The 16,547-nt window shown below is 62.7% G+C and carries 13 protein-coding genes and 2 tRNA genes; 5 read left to right on the forward strand and 10 right to left on the reverse strand.

Annotated elements, in window-relative coordinates:
- Positions 1-46: 46 nt before the first annotated feature.
- Positions 47-748 (reverse strand): J domain-containing protein, encoded by a 702-nt coding sequence (locus tag AC6I0Y_RS11140; RefSeq protein WP_497731962.1) that lies wholly within the window; start codon positions 746-748, stop codon positions 47-49.
- Positions 749-769: 21 nt separating this feature from the next.
- The gene (locus AC6I0Y_RS11145; RefSeq protein ID WP_497731964.1) at positions 770-1,663 is read right to left on the reverse strand and encodes a hypothetical protein; all 894 of its coding nucleotides are present in this window, start codon (positions 1,661-1,663) and stop codon (positions 770-772) included.
- A gap of 175 nt (positions 1,664-1,838) precedes the next feature.
- Between AC6I0Y_RS11145 and AC6I0Y_RS11150 the strand changes: the two genes are divergently transcribed.
- From AC6I0Y_RS11150 to AC6I0Y_RS11160, 3 genes are all read left to right on the forward strand, one after another.
- Complete coding sequence (locus AC6I0Y_RS11150; protein ID WP_217983490.1) at positions 1,839-2,360, forward strand: helix-turn-helix domain-containing protein; 522 nt, start codon at positions 1,839-1,841, stop codon at positions 2,358-2,360.
- Positions 2,303-3,205 carry an IS3 family transposase gene (locus tag AC6I0Y_RS11155; protein ID WP_160214616.1) on the forward strand — a complete coding sequence of 301 codons (903 nt, stop codon included), beginning with the start codon at positions 2,303-2,305 and terminating at the stop codon, positions 3,203-3,205. The genes AC6I0Y_RS11150 and AC6I0Y_RS11155 overlap by 58 nt, the downstream gene beginning before the upstream one ends.
- A 64-nt stretch (positions 3,206-3,269) precedes the next feature.
- A complete protein-coding gene (locus AC6I0Y_RS11160) occupies positions 3,270-4,070 on the forward strand; it encodes a TraX family protein (RefSeq protein WP_497731966.1) in 801 nt (266 codons plus the stop codon).
- 46 nt (positions 4,071-4,116) lie between these two features.
- Here the strand turns inward: AC6I0Y_RS11160 and AC6I0Y_RS11165 are convergent, their stop codons facing one another.
- From AC6I0Y_RS11165 to AC6I0Y_RS11180, 4 genes are all read right to left on the reverse strand, one after another.
- Complete coding sequence (locus tag AC6I0Y_RS11165) at positions 4,117-4,656, reverse strand: methylated-DNA--[protein]-cysteine S-methyltransferase (RefSeq protein WP_497731969.1); 540 nt, start codon at positions 4,654-4,656, stop codon at positions 4,117-4,119.
- Positions 4,657-4,725: 69 nt separating this feature from the next.
- A complete protein-coding gene (locus AC6I0Y_RS11170; protein ID WP_497731970.1) occupies positions 4,726-5,619 on the reverse strand; it encodes a DNA-3-methyladenine glycosylase family protein in 894 nt (297 codons plus the stop codon).
- Positions 5,620-5,776: 157 nt separating this feature from the next.
- A tRNA-Ala gene (locus tag AC6I0Y_RS11175) sits at positions 5,777-5,852 on the reverse strand.
- A gap of 153 nt (positions 5,853-6,005) precedes the next feature.
- Positions 6,006-6,082 (reverse strand) — tRNA-Ile (locus tag AC6I0Y_RS11180).
- 140 nt (positions 6,083-6,222) lie between these two features.
- Between AC6I0Y_RS11180 and AC6I0Y_RS11185 the strand changes: the two genes are divergently transcribed.
- Positions 6,223-6,747: a bifunctional nuclease family protein gene (locus tag AC6I0Y_RS11185; protein WP_497731971.1), complete on the forward strand. Its 525-nt coding sequence runs from the start codon at positions 6,223-6,225 to the stop codon at positions 6,745-6,747.
- 749 nt (positions 6,748-7,496) lie between these two features.
- Here the strand turns inward: AC6I0Y_RS11185 and gyrA are convergent.
- The 4 genes from gyrA to dnaN all read right to left on the reverse strand — a co-directional run bounded on the left by gyrA (position 7,497) and on the right by dnaN (position 14,711).
- Positions 7,497-10,070, reverse strand: a complete 2,574-nt coding sequence (gene gyrA, locus AC6I0Y_RS11190; protein ID WP_497733675.1) for a DNA gyrase subunit A — start codon at positions 10,068-10,070, stop codon at positions 7,497-7,499.
- A 213-nt stretch (positions 10,071-10,283) separates the two neighbouring features.
- Positions 10,284-12,227 (reverse strand): DNA topoisomerase (ATP-hydrolyzing) subunit B, encoded by a 1,944-nt coding sequence (gene gyrB, locus AC6I0Y_RS11195; protein ID WP_497731972.1) that lies wholly within the window; start codon positions 12,225-12,227, stop codon positions 10,284-10,286.
- A gap of 228 nt (positions 12,228-12,455) precedes the next feature.
- Positions 12,456-13,583: a DNA replication/repair protein RecF gene (recF, locus tag AC6I0Y_RS11200; RefSeq protein ID WP_497731974.1), complete on the reverse strand. Its 1,128-nt coding sequence runs from the start codon at positions 13,581-13,583 to the stop codon at positions 12,456-12,458.
- Positions 13,584-13,610: 27 nt separating this feature from the next.
- Complete coding sequence (dnaN, locus tag AC6I0Y_RS11205) at positions 13,611-14,711, reverse strand: DNA polymerase III subunit beta (protein ID WP_497731977.1); 1,101 nt, start codon at positions 14,709-14,711, stop codon at positions 13,611-13,613.
- 723 nt (positions 14,712-15,434) lie between these two features.
- Here dnaN and AC6I0Y_RS11210 point away from each other — a divergent pair.
- The gene (locus tag AC6I0Y_RS11210; RefSeq protein WP_497731980.1) at positions 15,435-16,520 is read left to right on the forward strand and encodes an ATP-binding protein; all 1,086 of its coding nucleotides are present in this window, start codon (positions 15,435-15,437) and stop codon (positions 16,518-16,520) included.
- The last annotated feature ends 27 nt before the right edge of the window (positions 16,521-16,547 follow it).

Genomic DNA, 16,547 nt, shown 5'->3' on the forward strand with positions numbered 1-16,547 from the left:
AGCCACCAGAGCCCCAAGTCGGCAGCCGGACGCGAAATCGGGGGAGCTACTCGTCGAGGAGCGCCTCGTATTCCCTACGCTGACGAGTCAGCTCGTCCAAATGCTCGTTGAGGGTCGTGAGGTTACGCTGCGACGACACTACCTGGACGATTCCCCACACCGTGGCGGCCGAGGCAGCGGCGGCGATGACGCCGAGAATGCCGAAGGGACGCCGCGCGGTGAGCAGTGCGAGTACCGCGCCGATGGCCGCCATGACCGCACCGTTTCGACGCTCGTCGAGCAGGGCGTCGCGCTGAGCCACCATCTGGACACGGGCGGCGGCGATACCTGCCAGCCGCGCGCGCAGCTCCGCGTCGGTGACGTATTCGACCTCGTTGCCATCCTCGTCCACCTCGACGTGCGGCCGCGCTGTTCCCGACGCCCCCGCGCCGGTGCTTGCGCCCGCGCTCTGCGCCCCCGCACCCTGCGTGCCGGCACCAGACCACCCCGCGGCGGCCGCCCCGCGGCGGCGAGCGCCCGCGTTCGCCCCGCCGGGGCGGTGCCCCGTCCTCCCCGCGTCCCTTTGCAGGAAGTCGTACGCCTCTTGCAGGCGCTTGAACTGCTCGGTCGCGCGATCTTGCAGCTTCTTGTTGGCGGCGAAGCGATCCGGATGAAGGATCTGCGCCGTCTCCCTGTAGGCCACCTTGATGTCCTCAGGCGTGGCATCGGAGTCCAGACCCAGCGCGCGCAGCGCCTCCATGCGGTTCACGGGCCTCTCCTTCCTTTCCGCCTACGAGCGGCGGCAGTCTTGATCGTCGTCGTATGGTAGCACGCCACGACGGGCAATTCCGAGGGCCCAAGCCGCCGGCCACAGCAGAACCACGGTCGACGCGACCGCGGGCGCCCATTCTGCGGGCGTCGTGCTGATATAAGTAAGGGGAAACGCGCCTGTCGCCAGCACCACCGGCGCAAAGTACAGCAGGTCAAACCCGAAGTGAACGCCAACGGGCACAGCCAGCCCGTCCAATCGCACCAGATTCGCTACGCCCTCCATCGCGCCAGACGCACTCGCCCCCGAGCAGCGCGTCCGAGAGAGCGAGACCAGGCGCAACCCGGCCATGGCGATGCCGAAGAGCAGCGCCTGCATCACCTTGAGCCCCGCAGCAACCGCAACCCCCACCGCGCCCCCGACTCCCGGCGCGGCCTCAACTCCCATCGCGCCCCCGGTTTCCGACGCGACCTCCGCTTCAAGCGCCATCTCCCACGGCCACGGCTCTCCTGCTGCGGGAACAATATGCAGCGCCGCAAACACCATCGCGCTCCCCACAACGGCCACCAACGCCACCGTACCCGCAGCGCATCGCGATTCATGAGGCCCACTCGAATCTCCCCGCGGTTTCGAATGTTTCACGTGAAACATTCGAGAGCCCTTCCCCTCACCCCGTCCGTCACTATCGTACGGCTCATCGTTTATCCCACGATGTTTCACGTGAAACATCACGCGCTCCCCCGCGTGGAGCAGCGCGTTCATGAGCAAGCCGCGAAAGAGCACCTCCTCCACAACCGCCGTCAGCGCGCACCCCGCCATAAGCACTGAGAAGTTCCGCAGAAGTTCACTATAGGTAACGTTATCGCTGCAAGAGAGAACGCACCCAGCCAAGCCGGCCGCCAGAATCACCACCACGATGGGCGTCCGTGCAGCAAGGCCCCCAATGGGGTTTTTCCAGGTGCCGCTCGGGGCGTTCCGCCTCTCTGTTCTCTGCCGTGTTTCGCTCATGCCCCCATAGTACGCCCCGAGCTCAACCCGGTGGAGTGTACTGCCTCCCATTTCTTGGACACGAGAAATGGGAGGCTTCTTTATGCCATCAGACCTTAGGATCAGATACGACGTCGATGTCCGCAGGGCCGCAGCGGAGCTCTTCGAGGAGGGCTATGGGTATCACGCGGCCGCGACCGTCCTAGCGCTTCCTCCTTCCGTTGTGAAACAATGGTGCTACAAGTTCGGCGCTGTTGGATTGGACGGATTGCTGCAGATGGGCGGACGACAGGTCAGATACACCTACGAGCAGAAGCTGGCCGCCGCGAAAGCGGTGGTCGAGGACGGCGAGAAGGTCCCCGATGCCATGGCGTCTTTCGGCATAGCCTCGAGGTCGGCGCTCCTCAAGTGGTGCAAAGCGTATCGGGAGGGCGGCGCTGAAGCCCTGCGCCCCAAGCCGAAGGGCCGACCCAAAGGGAGCGGGGCCGCGAAGGAAGGGATGACTCGCGAGCAAGAGCTCGAAGTCCGCGTCCGAAAGCTCGAGGCGGAGAACGCCTACCTAAAAAAATTGGCGGCCCTGAGGGCGGAGAAGAGCCTTCGAACCGGGAGAAGGCAGCGGCCGTAGCCGCGCTCTCAGGGCATTACCCGCTCGCTGATCTGCTGGAAGCGGCGGAGATGGCGCGATCGAGCTACTACTACGCGCTGTCGCATCCGAAGGCGCCGACCCGACCGGAGCTATGGGACGCCATAAGCGAGATATTCTCACGGACTCCCAACGGCTGCGGACATCGGCAGATCGCCATGTGCCTGCGCGCCGAGCGCGGCGCGCGCATCGCGGACAAGACGGTGTTGAAGGTCATGCACGAGATGGGGATCAGCTGCGGCATCCGCCGCGAAACCGACTATCACAAGTACAATTCGTACAAAGGCCTCGTCGGCGAGACCTTCGAGAACGTGCTGGGGCGCGACTTCGGAGCGGAGGGCCCTTGGCAGAAGATGGGCACCGACGTCACGGAGTTCAAGCAGGCGTGGGGCAAGGCCTATCTCGCGCCGATATACGACTTCGGGAGCAAAGAGATAATAGCGTGGTCGGTGTCGAAGAGCGCGAGCATGGCCCAGCAGCACGATATCCTCGATCAGCTTTTCTCCAGGATGCCGAAGGGCGCGACACCGATCCTGCATTCGGACATGGGCTGGCAATACCAGCAGAGGGCCTGGGCCGAGCGACTGAGAGAGCATGGCATCGTGCAGAGCATGTCGAGAAAGGGCAACTGCATCGACAACGGGGCTACCGAGCAGATCTTCGGTCATATCAAAGATGAGTTCTTCAAGGGTCGGAAATGGGCTACCTTCGAAGAGTTCAAGAAAGATCTGGACGCTTACATCGTTCATTGGAATACGAGGAGACGACAGGTTAAACTGAAAGGACTGACTCCGGAGGAATTCCGAAATCAGTCCTTAGCAGCTTAGTCCTTACTAATTCGTCCAAGTTTTGGGACGCAGTTCAGAGCGCAGGGTCGTCTATGATGTCCTCATGAGCAAGAGCGGCGTAGGCATATCCTCTTTCTGGCTGAAGGTGACGGCTATCGTCGCCATGACGTGCAACCATGTTGCCAACGTCTTCGCTTCGACGATTCCGACGGCGGCGATGGGGCTCTACCCTCTCGGCGGCATCACGTTTCCCATCATGGCCTTTCTGTTGGTTGAGGGCTACCACTACACCTCGAATGTGCGCCGCTACGCATTGCGCTTGGCGGCGTTCGCCGTGGTATCACAGGTGCCGTATTCGCTGCTGTGGGGTGCGGTGCCGAATGTTCTGTTCACGCTGCTCGTGTCGCTCGGCGTACTCGTCGCGCACGACCGCGTCTCATCGCGACCGCTGTTCGTGCTGATCGCAGGCATGGCAACGCTGGCTACCCTCCCCTTCGACTGGGGACTCGTCGGCGTGCTGACGGTGCTGCTCTTCCATCGGCTTCGTCATCATCCACACGGCGTGCCGATGGCGCTGGCCGTCCCCTTCCTCGCCATAGGCTTGCCGCCGGCGCTCGCGATCGTCTCCCACGGCCCCGACGCAGTAGGCGCCCTCAGTATGCTGACAGCCGATCCCTTCGCTGCCGCAGCGCCATCATTCAGCGCCACTAATACCATCGACGACCTCGGAGCCCTCCCCGCGCTGTGGGCTACCGTTTTCTTTTCGCTTGTGGGATTCTTCTTCGGAAGCGCGCTTATCACCTGCTATGACGGTCGGCGTGGTCGGCCGATGAAGTGGTTCTTCTACGCTTACTATCCCGTCCACCTGGCCGTCATCTGGCTGATGAGCATGCTGATCATCTGATTTCCCCGCTCGCGTCCATGTTTTCGACACGCGCGCGATGTCTTTCCTAAAGCGCCGTGCCCCGCTTCGGCATGTAAAGGCCGTCCGCCTTCACACCTTCGTGCTCGAGCAACCACATCTTGCGCGTGAGGCCGCCCGCGTAACCGGTGAGGCTCCCGTCGGATCCTACTACGCGATGGCAGGGGATGACGATGCTGATGGGGTTATGGCCCACCGCTCCCCCCACGGCCAGGGGCGCCGTGCGGCGTCCGCCGCGCTCTTGCGCTACCTGCTCGGCGAGGGCTCCGTACGTTGTCACTTCGCCGTAGGGGATCTTCGTGAGCAATCGCCATACCAGGCGCTGGAACTCGCTGCCGATGGGCGCGAGCGGAACCTTCTCAAGGACCGGACGAGCGCCGGCGAAGTAGGCGTCGAGCCACGCGCGCAGCTCGTCGAAGCCGCCTGCCTGGTCGTTACGCTCCAGTTCCCCGGCGATGCCGGCGCCGTGGTACTTCTGCCCCTCGAGCCACAGGCCGCAGATAGCCTGGCCGTCGCTCGCCAGCGTCAGCTTTCCTACCGGTGAGTCGTATTCCGTCGAGTAATACACGGCAATCTCCCTTCGTCGTCCCATCCCCGCTGCGTCTTGCCGGACGCTGGCGGCTAGGGGCTCGTCATCTCAGCCGTCTTCGAGCGAGTTCCACAGGCATACGTTGGCGTAGCTGCGCCAAGGCCTCCAGCGCTCGGCGAGGGCGCGGCGCTCACGCGGGGTGAGCTCTGGCAGCGCCTGGGCCACGCCCACATCAGTCTCCATGAAGGCATCCGGATGCCCCAGCGTGCGCATGGCCAGGTAGTTGGCCGACCATGGGCCGATGCCGCGTATCGCCAGCAGGCGCTCCATCTGGTCTTTCGCGTCTGCTTCGGGACAGAGCGATAGCTCTCCCGCTTCAATGAGACGCGCGAGCTCGACAATCGTGCGCGAGCGCGATCTGATGACGCCCAGCGTGCCAAACGCCGTTTCCACATCATCAATCGCCAGCACCTCAGCCGGTGTGGGGAACGCGTGGGTAAGACCTGCTATCCCCGTTTCCACCAGCGAGCCATAACTCTCGACAATCCGCGCGGCGAACCGGCCGGCAGCTGCCACCGTCACCTGCTGACCGAGTACCGCGCGGCACGCGGTCTCGAACGAGTCGAAGCACCCCGGAACGCGGGTTCCCTCGACGGCGGCGCCCGGCACCGCCTCGTCGAGCAAGCGAAGGCCCTCATGAACGGCCTGCGGATCCGTCTCTACGTCAAACTGGCGGCGAATGCGAGCGCTCACCTGCGGCTCATAATTAATGAGTGATTCACTTATAGTAAGTATGAGTGACTGGGAGGAGGGATCGTCGGTGACCCGCAGCCATCCCTGCGCTTCATCGCCGCCAGGCAGCGCAAGCCGAACCGTCCGAGCGTAGGATTCCCCCTCGACCAGCTCGACGCCCTCCAACGCGCGGCGGCCGAAGAATGCAAGCAGTTTGTCGAATCGGTACGGCGCGCGGTAGCCTATCCGCACCGTCTCTTCGCTGGTCATTCGGCCACCTCCAGCCAAGACGTCGTCGTATTCCCCTTCTCGTCCACTATAGCGCCCTCAGGTGGCACTTGAGCGAAAACCGCACAAATGTTTCACGTGAAACATTTGATCCGCAAAAAAAGAGGGCCAACTTAATGTTGACCCTCTTCATCATATTTGGTGGAGCATAGGGGGATCGAACCCCTGACCTCAGGCTTGCAAAGCCCGCGCTCTCCCAGCTGAGCTAATGCCCCGTGCTCGTTGCCTGGCTCGTTGCGCGTTCCGACAGCCTCAGCCGTGTTTCACGTGAAACAGCAAGCGAAACGATCAGAGCAAGAACCGGCAGGGAAAATAATAAACGCTCCACCGGCTAACTCGGCTCACGGTGGAGCGTTTATCGCAAAAAATGGTGGGCCCGAATGGATTTGAACCAGCGACCTCACGCTTATCAGGCGTGCGCTCTAACCAACTGAGCTACGGGCCCTTGAAAAAGTGCTTGACTACCTTATACCAAGTGACAAAGGATGGTCAAGCACTTTTTGCCGTTAATTGGGATAATGTTTCACGTGAAACATCCAGCGCCGCGAACGGTGGCCCCGCATATTTTGGAAGACAGGAGCGAGCATGATTCCCCTTCGCGTTCTCACCCTCATCGTCACGGCCCCTGGACAGCCATCGGTGCTGGTGCTCGAGCCTATTGAAGACACGCCAGAAGGGAAATCACGCATCGTCCCCATTTGGATCGGCACGCAGGAGGCCACCCAACTCGGCATCGCCATCGAGCATGTGCGCCTGCCGCGGCCCACCACCCATGATCTGTTCCTCGATGCGGTCACCAACCTCGATGCGCGCGTTGACCACGTGGTCATCAGCGGGGCGAAAGGTGCCACCTTCTTCGCGAAGCTCTCCTTGCGTCAAGGCGGGCGGCTCATCGAACTAGACGCGCGGCCCACTGATGCGCTCTCGCTGGCCATTCGTCAGGAAGCTCCGTTCTATATTGACGAAGCGGTGCTCGAGCGCACGTCGTTTCCCTATGTGTTCCGCACGCGGGACGATGATGAGGCCGTCATGCAAGAGTTCCGCACCTTCCTCGACACCCTTGCCCCTGAGGACTTTGCCGACGATGGCCACGACACCCTCGACAGTTAACCGCCGCGCCTCAACAGCGTCACACCGCTGCCACGTCGGCACGTCGCTCTTTGGCGCGCAAAAAAGTTAGCCATGGTTGAATGTTTCACGTGAAACATTCAACCACACGCCGCCGGCCAACCACCAGACGCTCGCAACCGCTCCCGCCGATCAATCACCACACGGCGCAGTGCGGCACCCGGCACCCGGCGCCCGCGCCGCCGCCGACGTCTGCAACCGCCGTCCAGGTGGGCGCCCGGCACAATGCGTCGCTCGGTGTGCGCTGCCGACCGTCACCCTCGCCGTAGCCGACGACGCCCCGCAACCGCTTCCGAGGCACCCTCCAACCGCCGCCGGCACCCGGCAACCGGCACCAACCACTGCCCCCCGCTATCTGCACGCAGCACCCACCAGCCAACTGTCCACCCTCGCCCCGGCCACCGGAGCCCTCTCCGCTGCCGTAGCCCTCGCCGCCGCCTGGGGCGCCACCCGGCGCAGTGCGGAACTCGGTACCCGCCGCCAACAGCCACCCTCACCGCCGCCGCCCACACCAGCTGCCCAGAGCGTCCGCCCTCGCCGCCGGCCACACCCGCCCGGCAGCCGCCCAGGGCGCCAACAGCCGTCCTCCAACCACCCAACGCCAGCCTTCCACCACCTGCCGCCCTCACCGCCGCCCCCTCGCCCCACCCACAAAAAAGCCCCGAAGATCCTCCTTCGGGGCTTTTCTCGCTACTCGCAGCGCCGTCAGCCGGCGCTTTCGCCGCAGTGCGCTACTCCTCCAGGTCGTCCAGGTCGTCCTCTCCGAGGACGCCGGTCTCAGACTCGGCCTCCAGCAGCGCCATCTGATCCTCGTCGATGTCCGCGCCCGGCTTGGCCTTGCGCTTCTTGCCGGTGCTCGAGATGGCCACGGCCGTCACACGATCCTTGTCGGCCACGCGCATGACCATCACGCCCTGGGTCGAACGGCCCAGCTCGGAGATGCCCTCGACCGGAGTGCGCACGATGACGCCTTCCTCAGACACGATCATGATCTCGTCCTCGGGCCCGACGATCTTCATCACCGCGAGCAGGCCCTTCTTGTGAGTCATGGTGATGGTGTACACGCCCTGGCCGCCGCGATGATGCTCGGGGTACTCCTCGATCTTCGTGCGCTTGCCGAAGCCCTTCTCGGTGATGACGAACAGGTCGGTGCCAGGGCGCGCGATCTCCATGCCCAGCACGTGGGCATCAGCCGGCACGTTCATGCCGCGCACGCCCATGGTGTCGCGACCCATGGCGCGCACCTCGTCCTCGCTCCACATGATGGCCTTGCCGGCGCTCGACACCATGATGACGCGCTCGTCCTTGGCCACGCGGCGCACAGCGATCAGCTCGTCGTCGTCCTTCAGGTTGATGGCGATCAGGCCGTCGCGGCGAGTGCGGTCGTACAGGTCCATGGACGTCTTCTTCACCATGCCCTGCGCGGTGGCGAACATGAGGAACTCGTCCTTCGGGAACTCCTTGGTGGCGATGACGGCCGAGATGGTCTCGCCCTTCGCCAGCGGCAGCAGGTTCACGATGGCCGTGCCGCGCGCATGGCGCGACGCCTCGGGAATGTCGTAGACCTTCAGGCGGTACACCTTGCCGGCAGTGGAGAAGAACAGCATGTAGGAATGCGTCGAGGCCACGAACAGGTGCTCCACGAAGTCGGAGTCCTTGAGGTTCACTCCCTGCATGCCCTTGCCGCCGCGCTTCTGCTGGCGGTAGGTGGTGACGGGCAGGCGCTTGATGTAGCCCGCCTTCGTCATGGTGACTACCATGTTCTCATCCGCGATGAGGTCCTCGACGTCGATGTCCTTGGCCTCGCCGGTGATGCGGGTGCGGCGCACGTTGCCGTAGCGCTTCTTGATGTCGCGCAGCTCCTCCTTGATGATGTCGCGCACGAGGGCGTCATCGGAGAGCACGCGCTTGTAGTAGGCGATCTTCTCGCGCAGCTCGGCCAGCTCTTCCTCGATCTTGGTGCGCTCCAGGCCGGTCAGGCGGCGCAGGCGCATCTCGAGGATGGCGTCGGTCTGCTTCTTCGAGAGGCCGAAGCGCTCAGTGAGGCGCTTGGCGGCCTCCTTGTCGGTCTCCGACGAGCGGATGATGGAGATGACCTCGTCGATGTTGTCGAGCGCGATGATGTAGCCCTCAAGGATATGGGCGCGCTCCTCAGCCCGGGCCAGCTCGTAGCGCGTGCGCCGCAGGATAACGTCCTTCTGGTGCTCGATGTAGTAGAACAGGATCTCCTTGAGCGAGAGCACCCGGGGGCTGTTGTCCACCAGCGCCAGCATGTTGATGCCGAAGCCCACCTGCAGCTGCGTGTGCTTGAACAGCTTGTTCAGCACCACCTGCGGAATGGCATTCTGCTTGAGGTCAATGATGATGTCGATGCCATGACGGTCAGCCGCGTCGTGGATGTTGCTGATCTCGGGCAGCTTCTTGTCGCGCACGAGCTCGCCGAGCTTCTCCAGCAGGCGCTTGCGGTTTACCTGATAGGGGATCTCCTTCACCACGATGGCGGAGCGCCCGTTCTTCTTCTCCTCGATCTCGCACTTGGCGCGCACGGTGATGTTGCCGTGGCCTGTCTCATAGGCGTCGATGATGCCCTTCTTGCCCATGATGATGCCGCCGGTGGGGAAGTCGGGACCAGGCAGGGCCTCCATCAGCTCCTCGGTGGTGACATCCGGATTGTCGAGCATCAGGCACGTGGCCTCGATGGTCTCGCCCAGGTTGTGCGGCGGGATGTTGGTGGCCATGCCGACGGCGATGCCGTTGGAGCCGTTGACCAGCAGGTTGGGGAAGCGGGCCGGCAGCACCTTGGGCTCCTGGAGCGACTCATCGTAGTTCGGCTGAAAGTCGACCGTCTCCTTGTCCAGGTCGCGCAGGAGCTCCATGGCCGCCTTGTCCAGGCGCGCCTCGGTGTAACGCATGGCAGCGGCGGAGTCACCGTCGATGGAGCCGAAGTTGCCGTGGCCGTCGATCAGGGGAAGGCGCAGGCTGAACGGCTGGGCCAGGCGCACCATGGTGTCGTACACCGCGCTATCGCCGTGCGGGTGGTACTTGCCGATCACGTCGCCGACGGTACGGGCCGACTTCATGTGCGGCTTGGTCGGCGTGTAGCCGGACTCGTTCATGGCGTAGAGGATGCGGCGGTGCACCGGCTTCAGGCCATCGCGCACGTCCGGCAGGGCGCGCGAGACGATAACGCTCATAGAATACTCGAGGAAGGAAGTCTGCATCTCCTTGCCCAGGTAGGCCGCGCGCACCGTGGTGCCCTCGCCGCCGTTGGCGTCCTCGATGATGGAACCGTGCGGGTTGGGCATGTCCTTCAGCATCGAGCGGGCGATGTCCTCTTCGGAAGCGTATTCCTCCACGGTGGACGACGCGCTCGCCTGCTCGGCGTCCTCGTCGCCCTCCTCTTCCTCGTCGATGTCCTCGAAGTCCTCCTCGGCGCGGTCGAGCAGCCTGTCCAGGCTGTCTTCGTCCGTGCTCAGGCCGTCGTTGATCTCGTTGTTCTCGTCAGACACGGGGCCTCCTTAGATGTCCAGGAAGCGCACGTCACGCGCGTGCTTCTGAATGAATTCCTTACGGGGCTCCACCTGGTCGCCCATGAGCTCGCTCACCACGCGCTCGGCCTCCACGGCATCGTCGATGTTCACCTGCAAGAGCGTGCGGGTGGCCGGCTCCATGGTGGTCTCCCACAGCTGCTCCGGATCCATCTCGCCGAGGCCCTTGTAGCGCTGCACGTCGTACTTGCCGGGGTCGTCGTACTCCGCCAGGGTGGAGGACAGCGCCTTCTCGTCGTAGATGTAGCGCTCGATCTTGGGATTGCGCGAGTTCTTCTTCTTGATGCCGAAGATGGGCGGCTGCGCGATGTAGATGTAGCCGCGGTTGATGAGCTCGGGCATGTAGCGGTAGAAGAACGTGAGCAGCAGGCAGCGGATATGCGCGCCGTCCACGTCGGCATCGGTCATGATGATGATGCGGTGATACCGCGCCTTGTCGGCGTCGAAGTCCTCGCCGATGTTGGTGCCGATGGCCGTGATGAGCGAGCTGATGGTCTCCGAAGACAGCGAGCGATGAAGGCCCGCGCGCTCCACGTTGAGGATCTTGCCGCGCAGGGGCAGGATCGCCTGGAACTTGCGGTCGCGGGCCTGCTTGGCCGAGCCGCCTGCGGAGTCGCCCTCTACGATGAAGATCTCGGAGAGCGAAGCCTCCTTGGACGAGCAGTCCGCCAGCTTGCCCGGCAGCGCGAAGGAGTCAAGCACGTTCTTGCGTCGCGTCATCTCGCGCGCCTTGCGGGCAGCCTCGCGCGCCTTGAGCGCCTGGGTCGCCTTGCCGACGATGCGTTTGGCCGGCGTCGGGTTCTCCTCCAGGTACTCGGCCAGGCCGCGGGTGACCGCGTTCTGCACGAGCGGGCGGATCTCGGTGTTGCCGAGCTTCGTCTTGGTCTGGCCCTCGAACTGCGGGTCATGCAGCTTCACCGAGATGACGGCGGCCAGGCCCTCGCGCGCATCCTCGCCGGAGAGGTTGGAGTCCTTCTCCTTGAGCAGACCCTTCGCGCGGGCGTAGTCGTTGATGGTACGGGTGATGGCCTGCTTGAAGCCATCCAGGTGCGTGCCGCCCTCGTGGGTGTTGATGTTGTTGGCGAAGGCAAGCACCGACGTGGTGGAATACGAAGTCGACCACTGCAGGGCCACCTCCACCGTGCCGTCGGCGTTCTCCGCCTCGAAGTACACGGGCTTGTTGAGCGTCTCCTTGCCCTCGTTGAGGTACTTCACGAAGTCGACGATGCCGCCCAGGGCCTGGAACACCTCGGTACGCGGGTTGCCGTCGGCGTCGGTCACGCGCTCATCGTGGAAGATGATCTTGAGGCCCTTGTTGAGGAAGGACATCTCACGGAAGCGGTTAGCCAGGGTATCGTAGTCGTAGATGGTGGTCTCGGTGAAGATCTCCGGGTCGGGCCAGAAGGTGGTCTTGGTGCCGGTGCCCTTCGCCTTGCCGATCTCGTGGAGCTTGGTGGCCGTCTTACCGTGGTCGAAGTCGATGGCGTACTCCTTGCCGTCGCGCTTGACGCACACCTCGACGCGCGTGGAGAGCGCGTTCACCACCGAGACGCCCACGCCATGCAGGCCGCCGGACACCTTGTAGCCCTCGCCGCCGAACTTGCCGCCGGCGTGCAGGATGGTGAGAACCACCTCGACGGTGGGGATCTTCTCCTTGGGATGCTTGTCCACGGGAATGCCGCGGCCGTTGTCCGCGACGGTGATCGAGTTGTCGGGATGAATCCACACCTCGATGGTGTCGCAGTAGCCCGCGAGCGCCTCGTCGACGGAGTTGTCGACTACCTCGTAGACCAGGTGGTGCAGGCCGCGCGGGCCCGTCGATCCGATATACATGCCCGGACGCTTGCGCACGGCCTCGAGGCCTTCCAGGACTTGGATGTCAGAACCATCATAGTGATCTGGTTTACTCGCCACTGACACGCTCCTTTTCCAGATAGAGAGGGTTTCCAGACGCCTTGCGACCCAGGACGCGGCCTGTAGAGTCGGTTATAAGGCGGAATCTGACTGATTCTATCATATTGATGTAGGGAAAAGCGCTCATAACCGCTCACAGACGCTGTTTTAAGCCGTTCTAAGGCGTGTTTCTCGACTTTTCCTCTATCGGTATCGATTCACAATAAAAACAAGTGCTTAAATCGGCGCTTATTCCGCAATGGGAAGATGTATCACCTGGGCTGCGCGCAACATTCGCTCATCGAAGTAGGCGAGGTTCGCCGTAGTGATGAAGGTCTGCACATCCTCTGAAATGTAGGAGACGAGCGCGGCGCGACGGGCCTCATCGAGCTCACTCATCACGTCATCGAGGAGAAGCACCGGCTTCTGGTCGAGCACTTCCTCGATGACGGCTGCCTCTGCCAGCTTGCAGGCCAGCACCACCGAGCGCTGCTGACCTTGGCTTCCGTAGAGCGTCGCGTCCATTCCGTCGATGGAGAAGCTGATCGTATCACCGTGGGGCCCCACGACCGCGCGGCGGCGGGCGCGTTCTTCGGCGCGGCGACCAGCGAGCGCCTCCTCAAGGGCCGCCCGCGCGACATCCCGGGTGAGCGACTCCCAGCCCGCTTCCTCCCCAGACGGGTTGCCGTCGCGCAGCTTCTCCCATGAGGGCCGGTAGGTCGCGCGCAGCTTCTCAGCGCTGCCCGCTATCTCGCTGTAGCGCCGGGCTATCTGAGGCTCAAGTCGCGTGAAGAGCGACGCGCGGTAGCACGAGAGCTGCGCGCCCACGGTCACCAGCATCTCGTCGATGCTGTCGATCATCACCTCCGACGCCTCTTCCTTGAGCAGACGGTTCTTGTACTGGAGGACCTTCTCGTAGTCCTTGAGAATAAGGTAGTAGTTGGCCGAGAGCTGCGACCCCAATACGTCGAGGGCCTTGCGGCGCACGCTCATCGACCCCTTAACCAAGTCGAGGTCGTCCGGCGTGAACGTCACCGAGGGGACAAGCCCTTTCAGATCCGCCGTCTTCTTGGCCTTCCCGTTCAGGGAGTAGCGTTTGGTGTGACCCTCCAGGCGCAAATCGACGTCAAGCTCGCGGCTTCCATCGCTCACGTGGGCGGTCAGCCGGGCCGCCGGCGCGCCGTGGCGCACCATCTGCTCGATGGTGGGATGGCGAAACGAGGCGAGCGCAGTCAAAAGCTGGATTCCCTCGACTATGTTCGTCTTTCCCACCGCATTCGGCCCGACGAACACCGTCAGGGGGCCCAAGCCGTCAAGGCGCAGCCGGTCGTAGCTCCGAAAGTCGCGGAACGCTATGCTCTGAATGGTCAACGTCATGGACGGCGGCCTCGGGCCGGCGCGGTCTTAGGACAGGCGCACGGGCATGACCAAGTACAGGAAGTTCTCCGGCGCCTCGGCACGGAAGATGCCCGGCTTCATCGACGACTGAGCCTCCAGGTACACGCGCTCGGTGCCCACCGACTGCAAACCATCCAGCACGTAGGCGTAGTTGAAGGCAATCTCCACATCCTCGCCCTCAATCTCGCAGGTCAGCGTCTCCTGAGCCGATCCCACGTCCTGCGACGCCGCCGAGATCTGCGCCGTCTGCGAGGCGGCGTTCAGGTCGAACCGCACCGGAGTGGACCCGGTTCCCAGGATGGACGCGCGCTTGACGCTGGCCATCAGGCGGTCGACCTCCAACGTGGCGCGCGTGACGTAGGCATCAGGCAGCAGCTGCTTGTAGTTGGGGAAGTTCCCCTCGATGCGGCGGTTGATGAACACCGTGTCCTCGCAGGTCACGACAATCTGATTCTCCGCCAGGGCCAACGTCACCGGAGACTCGGTCTTGGGAAGCGACGCGATCTCCTGCAAGAAGCTGCCCGAGATGACGGCCTGGAAGGGATCGGCCGCCGACTCCTCCAGCTCAGCCTCGGTGATGGCCAAACGATAGGAGTCCGTGGCCACCATGCGCAGCAGGCCCTCCTCAAGCGTGATGAGCACGCCGGTGAGGATGGCGCGGCTCTCATCCTTCGAGACCACGCGCGCGACGCGGCGAACCATGGATGAGAACTGGGCGAAGGGAACCTCGATGCGCTGGGTCACGTCAACCGACGGGAATCCGGGAAAGTCCTCGTAATTGAGGGCCTTGATCGAGAACGACGAGGTGTCGCAGGTAATGAACGCCTGATCCTCCCCGGCGTCCACATGCACCGCTGCATCGGGAAGGTTCTTCACGATGTCCGAGAACAGCTTGCCGGGAACCACGGCCTTGCCCTCCTCCTCGACGAGGGCAGCCACCGAGTATTGGATGGAGAGTTCCAGGTCGGTCGCCTGGAGGGTGATCTTATCGCCGCGCGCCTCAATGAGGATGCCCGAGAGCACCGGCAGCGTCGAGCGCGTGGACACACCCTTCAAGACGATGGAGATGGCGTTCTGCAGTTCCGTGCGATTGATGCTGAATTTCAAGGCGTCCTCTTCCCTCGCGCTCCACCCCTCGGCTCAGAGGCAGAGGGGTGGTGAATATCTTTCGGAATATCGGTCATTATAGACAATGACGACCGCCCCCGAAGGCCGCGCGGCGCGTGCTTCCCTTCCTCTTCGGCGAGATGCTCGGAGTTTTCCACTGTTTTTTCCAAGAGCATTGTGGAAAATGTTGAAAACTTTGCCGAACAAGGGCTTACGCTGGCCTTCCTTCGTCAAAGCCGGTGCAAATCTCAAGGGGCGTCATGGTTTGTTTCTTCGGAGCTAAAACCATCGCCCTTTTATGAAAAACTGAAAATTAGCTGTTTACCTGGTGTTTTACAAAAACTCCATCGGTTGAGAGCCACCTCACGCCCACTTTTCCATCAAAGGGGCGAACAAAGGAGCGCTTCCTCGAAACCCCTTCTCAATTAACCTGGCGAAACGCAAATACCTTAAAAGTCAAGCAAATTCTTCCCTAGTTTTTCACCACGCGATCTGGTTTTCAAGAATCTGGAATTCATAGTTTTCAGCGTTTTCCACTTTTGATGAATAAATTGTTGATAACTCTGAAAACAGCAGGTCAGATATGACTGAACTTTCCTGAAAAGCTGAATTCGCTGCTTTTCATCCACTGAAACCGCAGGTGGGCTAGATTTAGGTCGGTGAATAACGTTAAAATGCCCTTGGAATTTCCTGAAAACGCTGAATAATCGAAGAAAAATTGGAATGACCTTGAATAACGCTGAATCACATAACCCCGTGGAATCCCTCCCCACCGAGGATCCCTACGGGTTTGACTTCACCTTCGTCCACACCACCGCGCGTATTGCCCTCTACGACGACCTGCGCAGCGCTCCGCGGGTAGTGGAGGTTGAGCCTGCGGACACGACGCAGTACATCGAGAACCTGGCATCCACCATCTACCGCGAGGCGCAGCAAGCTGGCGGAACCATCCCCTACACGGTTATTCGCGAGGTGTCGGAGAACTTCATCCATGCGCGATTCCGCGAGATCGTCGTCTCCGTGCTCGACCGCGGCAACACCATTCGCTTCGCCGACCAGGGGCCGGGCATCCCGTTCAAAGACCAGGCCCAGAAGCCCGGCTTCTCGTCAGCCGTCGAGCCTATGAAGAAGTACATTCGCGGCGTTGGCTCCGGGTTGCCCATCGTGCGGGATTACCTGGACATATCCCATGGCAACATCTCCATCGAGGACAACCTGGGGCAAGGCTCGGTGGTTACCATCAGCGTTACGCCCAACCCCTCGGTGCCTCCCATGCTGGGCGCCGGCGGATGGCCGGCCCAACAGCCCGCGCAGCCCTTGCAGCAGACGGCGGGTGGATACGCCATTCCCGCACCGCAGCCGACGATGCCCTTGCAGCAGCCAGGCGGAGGATACGGCGCGCCAGCGCAGACCTACGGCGCGGCGGCTTATGGCACGACACCCGCAGATCCCTACCATGGCGGCTACGCCCAGCCCGCGCCAGCCTTCGACGCTTACGGAAACGCCATTCCCCCGCAGCAGCTGGCCGCGATGGGCGGCATACCCACCCAGAGCTACGCCGTGGTTCCCACCACAAGGCATCCCCAGATTCCCGCACCTCCGCTTTCCGATCGTGAGCAGGAAGTTCTTCGCCTGCTCTACCAGGATGGCGAGCTGGGGGTCACCGATATATCCAAGTACCTCGAGGTAGCCCAGTCGAGCGTCCACAACATTCTTGAGAAACTCGAGCAGGCGGCACTCGTGGTGAAGGGACAGAACAAGAAGAGGCGTCTCACCGACATGGGGGCAGCTGTGGCCCAGGGGCTCTAGCGGCCGGAGACCGCCGCGTCGCGGGGC

It is taken from the genome of Adlercreutzia sp. St.1H8 (genome assembly GCF_059728655.1).

Coding starts and splice junctions, on each gene's coding strand:
- AC6I0Y_RS11150 (WP_217983490.1), top strand. CDS start 1,839: ATGCCATCAGACCTTAGGATCAGATACGACGTCGATGTCCGCAGGGCC.
- AC6I0Y_RS11160 (WP_497731966.1), top strand. CDS start 3,270: ATGAGCAAGAGCGGCGTAGGCATATCCTCTTTCTGGCTGAAGGTGACG.
- AC6I0Y_RS11170 (WP_497731970.1), bottom strand. CDS start 5,619: ATGACCAGCGAAGAGACGGTGCGGATAGGCTACCGCGCGCCGTACCGA.
- AC6I0Y_RS11185 (WP_497731971.1), top strand. CDS start 6,223: ATGATTCCCCTTCGCGTTCTCACCCTCATCGTCACGGCCCCTGGACAG.
- gyrA (WP_497733675.1), bottom strand. CDS start 10,070: ATGCCCAACCCGCACGGTTCCATCATCGAGGACGCCAACGGCGGCGAG.
- recF (WP_497731974.1), bottom strand. CDS start 13,583: ATGACGTTGACCATTCAGAGCATAGCGTTCCGCGACTTTCGGAGCTAC.
- AC6I0Y_RS11210 (WP_497731980.1), top strand. CDS start 15,435: ATGACCTTGAATAACGCTGAATCACATAACCCCGTGGAATCCCTCCCC.